12 protein-coding genes and 1 pseudogene are annotated in these 14,872 nt (G+C 70.5%); 7 read left to right on the forward strand and 6 right to left on the reverse strand.

The genetic code is table 11. The features are described from left to right. The first annotated feature begins 261 nt into the window (after nucleotides 1-261). Nucleotides 262-1,794, forward strand: coding sequence for a DUF222 domain-containing protein (locus ACH34Q_RS36080; protein ID WP_395987650.1), 1,533 nt, complete (start codon nucleotides 262-264; stop codon nucleotides 1,792-1,794). Nucleotides 1,795-2,023: 229 nt separating this feature from the next. Here ACH34Q_RS36080 and ACH34Q_RS36085 read toward each other — a convergent pair whose 3' ends face one another. Beyond that, nucleotides 2,024-2,782 carry a hypothetical protein gene (locus ACH34Q_RS36085; protein WP_395987651.1) on the reverse strand — a complete coding sequence of 253 codons (759 nt, stop codon included), beginning with the start codon at nucleotides 2,780-2,782 and terminating at the stop codon, nucleotides 2,024-2,026. A gap of 297 nt (nucleotides 2,783-3,079) precedes the next feature. Next, a complete protein-coding gene (locus ACH34Q_RS36090; protein WP_395987652.1) occupies nucleotides 3,080-3,634 on the reverse strand; it encodes a Scr1 family TA system antitoxin-like transcriptional regulator in 555 nt (184 codons plus the stop codon). Between ACH34Q_RS36090 and ACH34Q_RS36095 the strand changes: the two genes are divergently transcribed. Continuing rightward, nucleotides 3,543-4,385 (forward strand): class I SAM-dependent methyltransferase, encoded by an 843-nt coding sequence (locus ACH34Q_RS36095; protein WP_395987653.1) that lies wholly within the window; start codon nucleotides 3,543-3,545, stop codon nucleotides 4,383-4,385. The genes ACH34Q_RS36090 and ACH34Q_RS36095 overlap by 92 nt on opposite strands. On the opposite strand, the gene ACH34Q_RS36100 is transcribed toward ACH34Q_RS36095, so the two are convergent. Together ACH34Q_RS36100 and ACH34Q_RS36105 are read right to left on the reverse strand one after the other, a co-directional pair. Continuing rightward, entirely contained in the window at nucleotides 4,333-6,966 is a 2,634-nt protein-coding gene (locus tag ACH34Q_RS36100; protein ID WP_395987654.1) for a PEP/pyruvate-binding domain-containing protein, read from the reverse strand. The two genes, ACH34Q_RS36095 and ACH34Q_RS36100, sit on opposite strands and share 53 nt — an antisense overlap. A gap of 70 nt (nucleotides 6,967-7,036) precedes the next feature. Beyond that, nucleotides 7,037-7,795, reverse strand: coding sequence for an SDR family NAD(P)-dependent oxidoreductase (locus ACH34Q_RS36105; protein ID WP_395987655.1), 759 nt, complete (start codon nucleotides 7,793-7,795; stop codon nucleotides 7,037-7,039). Nucleotides 7,796-7,937: 142 nt separating this feature from the next. Here ACH34Q_RS36105 and mshA point away from each other — a divergent pair, with 142 nt between their 5' ends. The 3 genes and pseudogenes from mshA to ACH34Q_RS36120 all read left to right on the forward strand — a co-directional run bounded on the left by mshA (nucleotide 7,938) and on the right by ACH34Q_RS36120 (nucleotide 10,818). Then, complete coding sequence (gene mshA / locus ACH34Q_RS36110) at nucleotides 7,938-9,284, forward strand: D-inositol-3-phosphate glycosyltransferase (RefSeq protein ID WP_395987656.1); 1,347 nt, start codon at nucleotides 7,938-7,940, stop codon at nucleotides 9,282-9,284. Between the two features lie 58 nt (nucleotides 9,285-9,342). Then, nucleotides 9,343-9,822, forward strand: a pseudogene (locus tag ACH34Q_RS36115) (YbjN domain-containing protein); the annotation flags it as partial. A 195-nt stretch (nucleotides 9,823-10,017) separates the two neighbouring features. Further along, a complete protein-coding gene (locus ACH34Q_RS36120) occupies nucleotides 10,018-10,818 on the forward strand; it encodes a phosphoglyceromutase (protein ID WP_395987657.1) in 801 nt (266 codons plus the stop codon). 50 nt (nucleotides 10,819-10,868) lie between these two features. Here the strand turns inward: ACH34Q_RS36120 and phoU are convergent, their stop codons facing one another. After that, on the reverse strand, nucleotides 10,869-11,531 hold the full coding sequence (phoU, locus tag ACH34Q_RS36125) for a phosphate signaling complex protein PhoU (protein ID WP_395987658.1): 663 nt from the start codon (nucleotides 11,529-11,531) through the stop codon (nucleotides 10,869-10,871). Nucleotides 11,532-11,695: 164 nt separating this feature from the next. On the opposite strand from phoU, the gene ACH34Q_RS36130 reads away from it, so the two are divergent. Beyond that, the gene (locus ACH34Q_RS36130) at nucleotides 11,696-12,928 is read left to right on the forward strand and encodes a sensor histidine kinase (RefSeq protein ID WP_395987659.1); all 1,233 of its coding nucleotides are present in this window, start codon (nucleotides 11,696-11,698) and stop codon (nucleotides 12,926-12,928) included. 55 nt (nucleotides 12,929-12,983) lie between these two features. Next, on the forward strand, nucleotides 12,984-13,664 hold the full coding sequence (locus tag ACH34Q_RS36135; protein WP_395987660.1) for a response regulator: 681 nt from the start codon (nucleotides 12,984-12,986) through the stop codon (nucleotides 13,662-13,664). 157 nt (nucleotides 13,665-13,821) lie between these two features. Here ACH34Q_RS36135 and ACH34Q_RS36140 read toward each other — a convergent pair whose 3' ends face one another. Then, on the reverse strand, nucleotides 13,822-14,796 hold the full coding sequence (locus tag ACH34Q_RS36140; protein ID WP_395987661.1) for a hypothetical protein: 975 nt from the start codon (nucleotides 14,794-14,796) through the stop codon (nucleotides 13,822-13,824). Nucleotides 14,797-14,872 lie beyond the last annotated feature (76 nt).

Below are 14,872 nucleotides of genomic sequence, written 5' to 3' on the forward strand. Positions count from 1 at the left end.
GCCTCCCACCTACCTGAGCCACACCATTTCGGTAGCAAAAGACCTGGCAGGTGATGACCTAGATCAAGCCGATTGGTCGAGGTTCGGTATGGAGAGTGATGTAACACACAGAACGGTGCTTTGTTCGAGATCTTATTGTGATCTTTTCGAGTCATGCATTATTATGGGACTCTGATGGGAGGTGGGTGGGCAATGGTGCAGATGGCGGCTATTTTTGATGTCGGTATGGCGCTCGGTGAGAAAGAATCCCGATCCCGGTCCATGCCCGACTCCCATGCTGCGCTGTTGTCGCCCGAGCGGGAACGGTTTTCGGATCTGTCCGAGACCGAGTTGCTCGAGGCCGCCGCTTCCGCGCGCCGCCAGACCTCCTGGGCGCAAGCCCGTGAGCTTGCGGCGATCGCCGAGCTGTACCACCGGCGCCGCCGAGCCGAAGACGACGACCAGAGCGAGAACCAGGGCGAGCACGATCCCCGTGTCCTGTCCGCACACGAATCGGTGGTGGAAGAGGTCGCGGCGGCGCTGACCATCACCGGCAACGCCGCCGGCACCCTGGTTCACCTGGCCGACCGGCTCAGCACCGACCTCGCCGGTACCGGTGAGGCTCTGGAGGCCGGGCGGATCGACCTGCCCCGCGCCCGGGCCATCTGCGACGTCACCGATGGCCTGCCCGAGGGCCTCGCCGAACGCCTCGAAGCCGCTGTCCTGGACGCGGCGCCGTCCCAGACCACCGGGCAACTACGCCGACGACTCAAGCGCATCACCCATCGCCTGGCCCCCGACCAGGTCGAAGACCGCAAACAGCGGGCGGTACGGCAACGACGCCTGGAGCTGTGGGAGACCGCCGCGGGCACCTGCGACCTCGCGCTTCTGGACCTGGCACCCCAAGACGCCCACGCCATCTACAACAAGATCACCGCAGCGGCACACGCCCTGGTCGCCGACGGCGACACCCGCCCCCTCAACGCCATCCGCGCTGACCTGGCCCGGGAACTGCTGAACGGTGCCGCGCTTCCTGACGCCATCCGCGCCCAACTCCAAGCAGCAGCCGCAGCGACAGAGGCAGAGGTCTCAGCCCCCGCCCCCGCCCCCTGCCTGCGCGCCAACGAACCGGCCACCACGACTCCCCGGACTGCCCCGGCCACTGCCCACGGGCCGCCTTCTCCCGCTCCGTTGGGGGCTGGCGGTGGACCACTCGCCGATGACGCGGGTCATCGGCCCGGTGGCCAGGTGAACGGACTCCCGGGTTCGGGCGCGCGTCCAGGCGGGCCAGAGGACGAGAGGGTGATCGCGGTCGTCGCCGGGATCATCGACCAGAGACTCACAGCGGTACGAGACCACGTCCGAGCCGTCGGCAGGCTCGAAGCACTACCGAGGCTGAGCGCACGAGCCGTACAGGACGTCCATGACGCGCTCGCCGAGCTCCGCGACACCCGGTGTCAGGCCGCTCAGGGCATCCATGACGCTGATGCCACCGACGCCGTCACCAATGCCGCCACCGGCGCGCACGGGCGGCCCAGCTACCGCCCGCCAGCTCAGCTGCGGCGGCAGGTCCAGGAACGGCACGCCACCTGCGTCTTCCCGACCTGCAACATCCGCTCCAGCCGCTGCGACCTGGACCACGCCGTCCCGTACGGCAAGGGCATCACCTGCGCCTGCAACCTCGCCCCACTGTGCAGACGCCACCACCGGACCAAACAGACCAGCGGCTGGACACTCCACCAACCCTGGCCAGGCCTACTCGTATGGACCACACCCACCGGCGCATGGCACATCACCCGACCCGACAGACAGTAGGTCTCGGCGGGCGAGATGGCGCGAGCCGATCGCTGTTGTCCGGGAAGGTGCGCCGGGCGGCAGTCTCACAGCGTGAACCCCGCGCGGTCGATGATGATCTTCGGCTCCTTGGGGTTGGAGTCACGTACGGCGATGGCGGGTGTCAATTGCAGAAGTCGGCGGCACGGATGTCCGCACTCGCCTGCACATGGTCAGGGGGCCCGCGCCGCGCTGAAGTCGCCAGGGGCCGTCAGGCGTCGTCTGCTGCTCGTGGGCGTAGGAAGAGATACATCAGTCCTGCCGCGCATGCAGCCACGGCCGCGCTGACTGGCGGCACGAACTGCCATCGGATCCCGAGCAATACCGCTGGGACGCCCACTCCGAAGAAGATCGCGAAGATGGTGAGGAGTAGCGATATGCCGTACAGCCACAAGCTGAAGGGCTTGTAGCCACGCGGCCGGAGGAGGCGCACCGCACCGAATATGAGGCTCTGCGCCGCGACGAGCGCACCGATCATGCCGAACGCGGCGGTTGCCTGGAGTTCGTCACGAGGGGCGTTTGAAGTGTTCTGCTGTATGCCGTCTTTGCTCAGCACCACGATTTCGCGGCGCCAGACGGTGGCCGTGACCTGGTCACGGGGCTTGAGCCGCTTGCGAAGAGGGCCAGGGTCTCCGAAGCTCACGGTTCCCCGCCAGGAGTTCTCGCCCGCCAAAATGGTTTTGTTGCTCCTGGGCTTGACCTCGATCTTTAACACGGTGAAGTGCCGGGTGCTGAGGCAGTCCGGTGGTCTCTGCTCCGTCTCGCGCGGAGGGCATGCCTGGGCAGCCTGGTAGTCCTGGTAGCGCGCTTTGTCGTGGGGAATCCACCAGGTGAACGCCGCGTAGCAGCCTGCCGCCGGTATCAGGGACAGCAGGATCAGTAGTACCCCCGAGAAGCGGGCCCAGCCCGGCGGCAGCAGAGCGGGGCCCGGTCTATCTGCGCCGTCAGCGCCGGCCTTCGTCGTCGTCATCGCGCGATCCCTGCCTTCAGCCGCGTCCGGGTGCTGCCACGGCGGCCTCTCGACGCCGAGGACTGCATCGGCGTGTCTCTGGCACAGTGCCCGAATCCTTGTCCCCGCGCCAGCGGCCGGGCACCTGCTGCCCACCCACCGCGGGCTTCACACACATCCAGCAGGCTCCTCCCACCGAGCACGCATCAACGTGCTTGATCCGGTCCCGCGAAGCCGGTCCTTGTGGCAGGTTGCCTTTGACGACCAGGATGTACTGGGCGTGGTGGCCTGGTTGTCGACCTGTTCCTCAGCCGTCGACTACAGGTCGAGCGGGACCTGGTTGGAGCTCATCACGGTGCGGGCGTAGTCCTCGGTTTGAAGGATCCCGTTAACTATGGCGAGCTCGTAATTTCTGAGTGAGCTCGCTTCCTCTTCTTTCTTCGCGTACTCGGCGAATCCTGGAGGCAGCAGGGAGATGTGCCGCGTCTCCAGAATGCGCTCTCGCAGGCGGACGAACAAGCCATTGGTCTTGAAATAGGTGTCGAAGGCTTCGGCGAGTTCCAGGGACGGTAGGTTCTTGCAGAGCTCGATCTGGCCGATGTAGGAGTCGGTGTAGCCGAGCGCCTTGGAGAGTTCCACCTTCGAGAGCCCTGCCTGCTTTCGCCACGCCTGGAGTGATCGCTTGATCACATAGAGTAAACGCCAGGTCTGTGGAGGGTCGAGCTTTCTTCGATCACGGCATGTGAGGGAGACCACGCCGCCGGGGCGGGACAATCGGGGAGTGGTCCGTACGCAGAAGCCCCAGGGAGAGGTGACCCGGGGCACCACCGCCCCCAACCGGCTCCGCCGCGTGGACCGCTGGATCGCCGCCACCCAGTCCGGGCCGCTGCGGGCCGGTGCCCGGCCGCTGGCCGTCGATCTCGGGTACGGGGCGTCCCCGGTGACCACGGTCGAGTTCCACGGGCGCCTCCGCGAGGTCTCACCGCGCCTGGAGGTCGTCGGCATCGAGATCGAGCCGGAACGGGTCGCGGCCGGTCAGCGGATCATGTCCGGGTACGAGGGCCTGTCGTTCCGGCGCGGCGGCTTCGAGCTTCCGGTGGACCGGCCGCCGGTGCTGGTCCGGGCGTTCAACGTCCTGCGCCAGTACGACGAGGCGGCCGCGTGGCGAGCCTGGGACGGGCTGTGCGCGCGGCTGGCTCCCGGCGGCGTCCTGATCGAGGGGACGTGCGACGAGATCGGCCGCCGCGCCGTATGGGTCGCCCTGGCCGCCGAGCCGTACACCGGCCGGGCCGAGCCGTTGACGATCACGTTCGCGGCCCATCTGCCGACCCTGGTCAAGCCCTCCGACCTGGCCGAACGGCTGCCGAAGACGCTCATCCACCGCAACGTGCCAGGCGAGCGGGTGCACGCGCTCCTCGCCGACTTCGACCGCTGCTGGGCGATCGCGGCGCCGCAGTCGGTCTTCGGGCCGCGCGCGCGATGGATCGAGGCGGTGTCCCTGCTGGCCCGGTCCCATCCGGTGTTCGCGCGGCCTCCGTACGGCGGCCGTGGCCGGTGGCGGCTCGGCGAGGTCACCCTTCCGTGGTCAGCAGTCGCTCCCGCGAGCCCACCTGCGCCGAGCTGAGGATCTCCACCGCGCCGCCCTCGCCGTCCACCCGGACCCGGTCCCCGGTACGCAGCCGCGTGGTGGCGTTCCCGCAGCCCACGACCGCCGGGAGGCCCAGTTCGCGGGCCACGATCACGGCGGGCGACAGCAGCGCGCCCACGTCGGTCACCAGGGCGGCGGCGCGCGGGAAGAGCGGTGTCCAGCCGATGCCGGCCGCGGTGGTGACGAGGATCTCGCCGGTCAGCAGCTCCGCGCCCTGCTCGGGCGTGTCGACGACCCGTACCGTTCCCTCCACGATCCCGGCGGTCGCCCCGGCGCCGCTGACCGGCTCCTCGCTGAGTCCCGCCAGGGGCCGGCCGCCGTCGTAGTAGTCCAGTCGCCGGCCGCGCCCACCGGCCCACGTGACCGGATCGAACCGGCCGCGGATCAGGGCGGGGTACGGCGACAGTGCGCGGTATCGCTCGTAGGTCCGCCGCCGTACGGCGACCTTCTCCAGCGGGCGCGCGTCGCCGTCCAGTACGGCGAGGATCTCGTCGATGGTCAGGTAGAACAGGTCGTCGCGGCGGCCGGTCAGCTCCCCGGCCCGCAGCACGAACTCGCGTACCACCGAGATGACCCGCATGACCTCGGAGCGGGCCGACTCCTGGTCGTGGACGGCCTGCGCCCAGCGTCCGATGCGGCGCCGGGCCGAGGCCACCCGGTGCCGGTGGTGCCGCCGGAACCGCTTCCAGGCCGCGCGGCTCTTCACCCGCTGCCGCCCGATCAGCTCGACGGCGTCCCGGCCCGGTTCGGTGGCGTTGATCCACTCTTCCTGGTGGTCGATCCAGCCCGGTTCCTCGGCGGGACGCGGCATCGCGATCTCGAACTCGTGCGGGCCGCGATGCCCCCAGCTCCGCAGGTACTCGGTACGGCTGATCTCGCCCCGCGCGAGCCGTGCCAGCCCCGTCATCGGCCCCAGCGCGGCGAGCCCGCCCTCGCCGGGTTTGCCCAGGCCGGCGAGCATCGCGTTCGCGTCGGCCCGTCCCGCCAGCCGGTCCAGGTCCTGCCGTACGGCGACGAACGACGCGCCGTCCTCATGCCCGGTGGCCTCCAGCATGTGGCAGGCGTCCAGGAAGAACGGCAGCAGCGCGTGCCCCCACAGGTGCAGCAGTTCCTGCGGCTCGTTCTCGTCCCGGATCCGGTCGCGCAGCGCCTCGCAGCGTCCCGGCGACGACGCCAGGAAGTCCGGGAGCCGATCCCGGTCGGCGCGTGCCCTGCGGGTCGCCCTCGCTGCAGCGGGCAGCCGTTTGCGCACGTTGTCGGTGATCGACAGCCGCGCGGGCGGGATCTCCACGCCCGGCGGAAGGGTGCCGTAGACCGCCTCCAGCGTCTCCGGCCCGACGCCGAGGGCCGCGATCTGGCTGAGGTCGGTGTAGAAGTGGCCGCCGATGTTGCCGTACGCGCGGTGCCCCGGCAGCGACGACGCCGCCCGCGATCCGCGCATGAACATCTGCACCAGCGACCATGTGCACGGCGTCATCACGTCCGGGACGGACTCGCCCAGCCCGCCCCTGGTCCACAGGTGATCGCCGGTGAGGCTGTCGTTCCAGACCTCGGTGCCCTTCTCGGCGCCTTCCCCGGTGCCCGTTTCGGTGCCGGTCTCCTGGGCCGGGCAGGCCTGGAGGATGTACGGCTCGTGCTCGTGGATCGCCCACTCGACGTCCATCGGCCCGCCGTTCAGGGCCTCGATCCGTTCGCCGAGCCTGGCCAGCCGGGCGGCCTCCTCCGAGTGGAGCACGGGTTCGTTCCGCCAGCGCTCCGGTACGACGCGCTCGAACGTGCCGCCCTGGTCGCCGGCGACCATCATCACCGCCTTGTCGGCGATCCGCCGCTCGACGACCCGGCCGGTGCCCTTCTCCACGATCAGCGCGTCCGGCGTGACCCGGCCGGAGGCCACCGGCTCGCCCAGCCCCCACGCGGCGTTCAGCAGGATCCGGCCCGTACCGCCGCTGACCGGCGCCGCCGTGGACATCACCCCGGCCGCGTCGGCGGGCACCATCGTCTGCACGATCACGCCCAGCGCGACCTCGCCGTGGTCGATGCCGTTGCGGCAGCGGTACTCGATCGCCCGGGCCGTCCACAGCGAGGCCCAGCAGTGCCGGATCGCCGCCAGCAGCGCCGCCTCCCCGCGCACGCCGAGCACCGTGTCGTGCCCGCCCGCGAACGGCAGCCCGGGCAGCCCCGGCAGCTCCTCGGCCGTCGGCGAGGACCGTACCGCCACCGGATGATCGCGGTCGCCCAGCGACGCGTACGTCCAGCGCACCGGCCCGGCGATCTCCGTCATCACGTCCTGCCGCTCGAACAGCTCGGCGATCCGCCGCGCCGCCGCGTCCGCCGTCACCGGCAGCTCCGGGTCCACCCGGGCCGCCATCGACAGGACCGCGCCCCGCAGCCCGCCCCGTTCCACGAACTCGCGGTACGCGTCGGCGGTCACATGGAAGCCCGCCGGTACGGGCAGCCCCGCCGCCGCCAGGCGCGCCAGCTCCGCGCCCTTGCCGCCCACCACCGCCGGACCGGCGGCCGCGTCCTCGAGCGGCAGTACGAAGGTCCGCTGGGTCATCTCGTGCTCCGTCCTCCGGAATCTCCCTGGGTCGCATACCCGGGAACGGAGCGATGATCCTTACCCCTGGCTACCGGCGGTGCAGCTTGTGGGGGGCGGCCTGGACCCTCGGCTGGACGTCGATCCTGTCGATGTTGACGTGCGGCGGCCGGGTGACCGCCCAGGCCACGCAGTCGGCGACGTCGTCGGCCACCAGCGGCTCCGGAACGCCCTCGTACGGCTTGGCGGCCTTGCCTTCATCGCCCCGGAACCGCACCAGCGAGAACTCCTCGGTCTTCACCAGCCCCGGCGCGATCTCGGTGATCCGTACCGGCTCGGCCACCAGCTCCAGCCGCATGACCTCGTTCACCGCGTACGCGGCGTACTTGGCGGCGTTGTAGCCCGCGCCGCCCTCGTACGGGACGTGCGCGGCCAGCGACGTGACATTGACGACATGGCCCGCGCCGCTCTCGATCAGCTTGGGCAGCAGCGCCTTGGTCACCCGCAGCAGCCCCAGCACGTTGCTGTCGTACATCGCCTGCCAGTCCGCCGGATCGGCGTCGGCGACCGATTCGGTGCCGATCGCGCCGCCGGCGTTGTTGACCAGGACATGGCAGCCGGGCACCGCCGCCGCCAGCGCGTCCACCGACGCCTGGTCGGTCACGTCCAGGGTCAGGGCCACGACCTTCCCGGCACCCGGTACCCCCTCGGTGATCTCCTTGGCGAGGGCGTCCAGCCGCTCCCGCCGCCGGGCGGCCAGGACGACATTGAACCCCTCGGCGGCCAGCCGCCTGGCCGTGGCCGCCCCGATCCCGCTGCTGGCTCCCGTGATTACGGCCGTTTTACGCATGACCGTATTTTCGCAGGAGCACTCGTCCGGGAGGGCCGGGGGGTTCGGCTTTGTGGCAAGGGAACGTCATGGGCCGGTACATCCCCGTTGGGGGGAACACCGATCGCTGCGGATAGGTTGCACCATCGGAGGTGGTGTTTTGGTGTCGCGTCGTATCGACCGGGTCGCGACGATCAGCGTTCACACGTCTCCGCTCGATCAGCCGGGGACCGGCGACGCGGGCGGGATGAACGTCTACATCGTCGAGGTGGCCAAGCGGCTGGCGGCGCGGGGGATCGAGGTGGACATCTTCACCCGGGCGACGTCGCGGGCGCTGCCGCCCGTCACCGAGCTGGCCCCCGGCGTCCTGGTGCGCAACATCGTCTCCGGGCCGTTCGAGGAGCTGGAGAAGACGGCGCTGCCCCGGTACATGTGCGGCTTCACCTCGGGCGTCCTGCGCGCCGAGGCGTCCTACGACCCGGGCCACTACGACGTCATCCACACCCACTACTGGCTGTCCGGCCAGGCCGGATGGGCCGCCAAGGAACGCTGGGGCGTACCGCTGGTGCACTCCATGCACACCATGGCCAAGGTCAAGAACGCCGCGCTGGCCGACGGGGACAGCCCCGAGCCGCCGGAACGCGTCCTGGGCGAGGAGCAGGTCGTCGGCTCGTCCGACCAGCTCGTGGGCAACACGGCCAAGGAGTCGCGCGAGCTCATCGACCTCTACGGCGCCGATCCCGCACGCGTCGCCACCGTCAACCCTGGTGTCGACCTCTCCCTCTTCCAGCCCGAGCCGCCGTCCCCGGCCACGGGTACGGCACGTGACCGCCTCTTGCAGTCCGGGCCCGCGCTGACCCGCGAGACGGGTACGGCGCGGGACCGCCTGCGCCTGCCGCGCGACGCGTACGTGCTGCTGTTCGTCGGACGGATTCAGCCGCTGAAGGCCCCGGACGTCCTGCTGCGCGCCGCCGCCCGGATGCTCGCCGACGACCCGTCCCTCCGCCGCCGCATGGTCGTCGCCGTCGTCGGCGGCCCAAGCGGCAGCGCGCGCTGCCGTCCCGAGGGGCTCCAGTCGCTGGCCGCCGAGCTGGGCATCGCCGACGTCGTACGGTTCGAGCCGCCCGCCCCGCAGGCGGAGCTGGCCGACTGGTACCGCGCCGCCGACGTCACCGTCGTGCCCTCGCACAGCGAGTCGTGCGGCCTGGTGGCCGTGGAATCGCAGGCCTGCGGCACCCCGGTCGTCGCGGCCGCCGTCGGCGGGCTGTGCACCGCCGTACGGGACGGTGAGTCCGGGCTCCTGATCAGGGGCCATGACCCGTCCGACTACGCCGCCGTGCTCCGCCGCCTGGACACCGAGCCCGGTCTGCGCTCCCACCTCGCGGGACGCGCCGTACGACACGCGGCCGGCTTCGGCTGGGACGCCACCGTGGATCGGCTCCTCGAGGTGTATACCGGTGCCCAGTCCAATCTTGCCCGTATGCCACTAGCTGCGAAGGTGACCGCATGACCGAGCGAAGCGAGGTCATGCAGTGGCCTGGGGGGTCGTCCCCCAAGAAGGAGTTCGCATGACGCTGGCCTCAGTGATCGAGGAGACGCTGAAGGGCGCGGAGCTGGAGTACGACCAGCCGCGGCCCGGGGCGTTCTTCGTCAAGCTGCCCGGCCAGCACAAGCTCGCCACCATGACCTGGCTGATCGTCGGTGACCACAGCCTGCATGTCGAGGCGTTCTTCTGCCGCCGCCCGGACGAGAACCACGCCGACTTCTACCGCTTCCTGCTGGAGCGCAACGGCCGGATGTACGGGGTGGCGTTCACCCTGGACGACGTCGGCGACGTCTATCTGGTCGGACGTGTCGCGCTCTCGTCGATCAGCCCCGAGGAGATCGACCGGCTGCTCGGCTGCGTGCTGACCTACTCGGACGAGAACTTCGACAAGGCCCTGGAGTACGGCTTCAAGTCGTCCATCCAGCGCGAGTGGGACTGGCGGGTCAAGAGGGGCGAGAGCCTGGCCAACCTCCAGGCGTTCGCCTCGTTCGCCGACCCGGCCAACCGTTCCCCGAACGACTCTTCCCCGGTCAACCGTTCCTTGGGCGGCGCTTCCCCGAACGACTCTTCCCCGGTCAACCGTTCCTTGGGCGACTCCTCCGGCTGAACCTTCTTCATCCCCGGGGTCTTCAACGGCCGGGCCACGGCGCCAAGCCGGCTGGGAAAGGTTCACTGACGCCCGATAGGCTCTGGGGCCATGGCGACCTTGGTATTGCTGCGGCATGGCGAAAGCGTGTGGAACGCCGAAGGGCTGTTCACCGGCTGGGTTGACGTGGACCTGTCCACGAAGGGGGAGGGTGAGGCGACCAAGGGCGGCGATCTGCTGCTCGACGCCGACATCACCCCCGACGTGCTGCACACGTCGCTGCTGAAGCGGGCCATCCGCACCGCCAACATCGCGCTGGACGTGGCCGACCTGCTGTGGATCCCGGTGCGCCGCTCGTGGCGGCTCAACGAGCGCCACTACGGGGCGCTGCAGGGCAAGAACAAGGCGCAGACGCGCGAGAAGTACGGCGAAGAGCAGTTCATGGTGTGGCGCCGCTCGTACGACACCCCGCCGCCGGTGATCAAGGACGACGACCCGCTGTCGCAGGTCAACGACCTGCGCTACGCCGGGCTGCCGTCCGAGCTGATCCCGCGTACCGAGTGCCTGGCCGACGTGGTCGACCGGATGCTGCCGTACTGGTACGACTCGATCATCCCCGACCTGGCCGCGGGCAAGACCGTGCTGGTCGCGGCGCACGGCAACTCGCTGCGCGCGATGGTCAAGCACCTGGACGACGTCTCCGACGAGGACATCGTCGGGCTCAACATCCCGACCGGTATCCCGCTGGTGTACGAGCTGGACGACGACTTCGCCCCGCTCAAGCGCGGCGGCGAGTACCTCGACCCGGCCGCCGCCAAGGCCGCGATCGAGGCCGTCAAGAACCAGGGCGGCGCGGCCCCGGCAGCCCCGGCCAAGGGCGCCAAGCCGAGCCGAGGCCGCCGCAAGAAGTGAGTCGACTCGTGGCGTGTTCGCCATCCCGGAACGGCCACGAGTCGACGGCGTCAGCTGAGGTCGACGATCTCTTCCGGGCGCTGGCCGGTGACGAGGTACACGACGTCCTCGGCCACGTGCACGGCGTGGTCGGCGAACCGCTCGAAGTAGCGCCCGGCCAGCGTGATGTCCACCGCCGGCTCCACCCCGTGCTTCCACTTGGGCGACAGCAGCACGTCGAACAGCTTGCGGTGCAACCGGTCCATGGCGTCGTCGTCGCGGTCGAGCTCCAGGCCCATCTCGACGTCCTGGGACGCGATCACGCTGCCGGTCTTGGCGATCATGCGTTCCGCGATCTGGCCCATCTCCAGCACCGTGGCCTGCAGCTCCGGCGGTACGGCCGATTCCGGGTGCCGCCGGCGGGCGGTCTTGGCGATGTGCACCGCCAGGTCGCCCATCCGCTCCAGGTCGCCGCTCATCCGCAGCGAGGTGATCAGCATCCGCAGATCACCGGCCACCGGCTGCTGCCGCGCCATCAGGTCGAACACGGTCTGCTCGATCTGCGCGTCGATCTTGTTGACGTTCTCGTCGCTGCTGATGACCTCCTCCGACAGCCGCAGGTCGGCGTCCAGCAGCGCGGTCACCGCGCGGGCCATCGCGGAGCGGACCAGCCGGGTCATCTCCACAAGGTTGTCGGAGAGGGCGTCGAGCTCCTCGTGGTAGGCGTCGCGCAATTGAATTCCTCAGGGGTACGTGGATCGGTCGGACTCGTCCACGTCACAGCCTGCCGGACAGGTGTGAACCAACCCGGATAAAGAGGTGAACTTTGGGCGAACGCGCCCGCGTTCGCCCCCTCCATGGTGCAGGAACGGCCAGGTCGGCGCTTACGATCGCTCCTGTGGAGGTCGAGTTGATCGCAGCCCTGACCGGGCTCGCCGGGCTTGCGATCGGGCTGGCGACGGGATTGGCGGTGCGCGTGAGCGAGCGAGCCCAGCGTACGCAGCCCCCTGCGCCGCCCCAGAACGCGCTGCCGCCCGGAGTGGCGTCGGTGCTCAGCGTGCTGCGCTCGTCCGCCGTCGTGGTCGACGGCGAGGACCGGGTGCTGCGCTCCAGCTCCGCCGCCCGCGCGTTCGGCGTGGTCAGCGGCGAGCGGCTGGTCGTGGACGAGCTGCTGGCGATGGCCCGGCTGGTGCGCAGGGACGGCGAGATCCGGGAGACCGAGATCCAGGTCGGCCCGTCCCGGGGCCGCGGCCGCGTCGAGGGCCGCTGGTTCGCCGTACGGGTCGCGCCGCTCGGCTCGCACGGCCTGGTCCTGGTGCTGGCCGAGGACCTCACCGAGATGCGCCGGGTCGAGGCGATTCGGCGGGACTTCGTGGCCAACGTCAGCCACGAGCTCAAGACCCCGGTCGGCGCGCTGTCGCTGCTGGCCGAGACCGTGGAGGGCGCCGCCGACGACGCCGAGGCCGTGCGCCGCTTCGCCGGCCGGATGCAGATCGAGGCGGTCCGGCTGAACAACCTCGTCCAGGACCTCATGACGCTGTCGCGGATCCAGGGCGACGAGCCGCTGCCCGAACTGCACCCGGCCGTGCTGGACGAGCTCATCATCGAGGCGATCGACCGTTCTCAGATCAAGGCCCAGGCCAAGGACATCGAGCTGACCGGCGGCGGCGAGCAGGGCCTGAAGGTCCGCGGCGACGAGGAACTCCTGGTCAACGCGATCCGCAACCTGATCGACAACGCCGTCGCCTACAGCCCCGAGCACACCCGCGTGGTGGTCGCCACCCGCCGGGCCGACGACCAGTTCGTCGAGATCAACGTGACCGACCAGGGCATCGGGATCCCCGAGGACGAACTGGAACGGATCTTCGAGCGCTTCTACCGGGTCGACCCGGCCCGCTCCCGCCAGACCGGAGGCACCGGCCTCGGGCTGGCCATCGTCAAGCACGTCACGACCAAGCACGGCGGCGAGGTCACCGTCTGGAGCAAGGAGGGCTCGGGATCCACGTTCACGATCCGGCTCCCCCTGCTGCACCCGGTCCGGCCGCCCGTGCCCGCCGCCGTACGAGCTACGGCACCCCCGCCCCCACTCTCAGCCCCACTCCCACCCGAAGCCGAAGGACCCGAGCGATGACCTGGCAGACCAGTTCCATCGGACAGACCCGAAAGACCGCCCGGGAGGCAACACCGTGACCCGCGTGCTCGTCGTGGAAGACGAGGAGTCGTTCAGCGACGCACTGTCGTACAACCTGCGCAAGGAGGGCTTCGAGGTCGCCGTCGCGGCCACCGGCCCCGACGCGCTCGACATCTTCGAGCGCAACGGTGCCGACCTGGTGCTCCTGGACCTCATGCTGCCCGGCCTGCCGGGTACCGAGGTCTGCCGCGAGCTGCGGTCGCGCTCCAACGTGCCCGTCATCATGCTGACCGCCAAGGACAGCGAGGTCGACAAGGTGGTCGGGCTGGAGCTCGGCGCCGACGACTACGTCACCAAGCCGTTCTCCACCCGCGAGCTGATCGCCCGGATGCGCGCCGTGCTGCGCCGCCGGGGCGAGGTCGAGGAGCTGGCCCCGGCGACCCTGGAGGCCGGTCCGGTCCGGATGGACGTCGAACGGCACGTGGTCAGCGTCGCCGGCGAGGGCGTCCAGCTGCCGCTCAAGGAGTTCGAGCTCCTGGAGGTCCTGCTGCGCAACGCCGGCCGGGTCCTGACCCGGATGCAGCTGATCGACCGCGTCTGGGGCGCCGACTACGTGGGCGACACCAAGACCCTGGACGTCCACATCAAGCGCCTCCGCGCCAAGATCGAGGCGGCCCCCTCCACACCCCGCTACATCGTCACCGTCCGAGGCCTCGGCTACAAATTCGAGCCGTAAGCCCGGGGACGGCCTAGATATTCGGGCCCTGAGCCTGGGGACGGCCTAGATGTTCGAGCCCTGAGCCTGGGGGACGGCCTACATAGAAGGCGCGGCATAGAAGGCGCGGCCCGTACGGATTTCTCCGTACGGGCCGCGTCGTCGTTCAGCCAGCGGGTCAGTGGCCGCCGGTGGCCGGGGTCTCGGCGCCTCCGGGGGTGGGGCTCTGCGTGCCCTCCGGGGTGGAACCGTGGCCGGGGGAGCCCGCCGGAGCGGGAGTGGTCGGCGTGGCGGTCGCGCCGGGTGCCGGGACGCCGGGGGAGACCGCGGCGTATTCGGCGTACTCGCGCTGGTGCGGTACGACCGGGACCGCGATCTCGATCGACCCGGCGTGCTCGAACTCGAGCTGGATGCGGAGCGTCTCGCCGCCGAGCAACTGGCGGTTGAGGCCGCTCAGGACGACCGTCGGGGCCTTGCCTTCGGGCGTGACGCCGGTGGTGTCGGTCGGCCGCGTCGTCGGGGACCCGGGCGGCGGCGTGGCCGTCGGGGAGTCGCTCGCGGGCGGGGAGGTCTGCTGGCCCGGCTGCGGGGTCGCCTCGGCACCCGGCCGGGTCGCCTCGCCGCTGGGCCGGTCGGTGGCACCGGGCTGCTCGGTGGCCCCGGCGCCCGGCTGCTTGGTCTTCTTGTCCGTGGCCGCCGGCGTGGGCGCGGCGGCGGGCCCGGTCAGCGTCACGGGCGTGCCCTCGCCGGTCGGCTGGGCGGGCGGCAGCGTCACGGCGCCGCCGGTGATCTTCGCCTGGGCGAAGTCGGGCGCGGCGACGCGGACGAGCCGGTCCTGGCGGCCCTCGACCTGGTTGATGATCGTGGCGTAGAGCGGGACCGATGCGCCGGTCGTGAACATCTTGTCGGCCTGCGGGCCCAGCAGGAACATGTTGCGGATGTCGACCTGGGACGTCGCGGCGCCCTTGGGGACCGAGGCGTTGACGCCCTCGGTCAGCTGGGTGGGCGCGGCGGACTGAGGGTTGCTGCCGGCGCCGCAGCCGGAGATCACCGGCGCGATGGCGACGGCACCCGCGATGGCGAGTGCGACCACTCGACGGCTGTTTCGGATCACGGCGTCGAACTCCTCGGGAAGGGCGTTGAAGGCTGTCACGGTGGCGATAAACGCCAGGGGAAGCGTAGCGAGGCCCGGTCGGTAATACCGATTCGGGGGTGGAAACCGGTGTGGC

This window comes from Actinomadura sp. 9N407 (genome assembly GCF_044326315.1).
Lineage (GTDB): Bacteria > Actinomycetota > Actinomycetes > Streptosporangiales > Streptosporangiaceae > Spirillospora.

Coding starts and splice junctions, on each gene's coding strand:
- ACH34Q_RS36080 (WP_395987650.1), top strand. CDS start 262: ATGCCCGACTCCCATGCTGCGCTGTTGTCGCCCGAGCGGGAACGGTTT.
- ACH34Q_RS36085 (WP_395987651.1), bottom strand. CDS start 2,782: ATGACGACGACGAAGGCCGGCGCTGACGGCGCAGATAGACCGGGCCCC.
- ACH34Q_RS36100 (WP_395987654.1), bottom strand. CDS start 6,966: ATGACCCAGCGGACCTTCGTACTGCCGCTCGAGGACGCGGCCGCCGGT.
- ACH34Q_RS36105 (WP_395987655.1), bottom strand. CDS start 7,795: ATGCGTAAAACGGCCGTAATCACGGGAGCCAGCAGCGGGATCGGGGCG.
- ACH34Q_RS36120 (WP_395987657.1), top strand. CDS start 10,018: ATGGCGACCTTGGTATTGCTGCGGCATGGCGAAAGCGTGTGGAACGCC.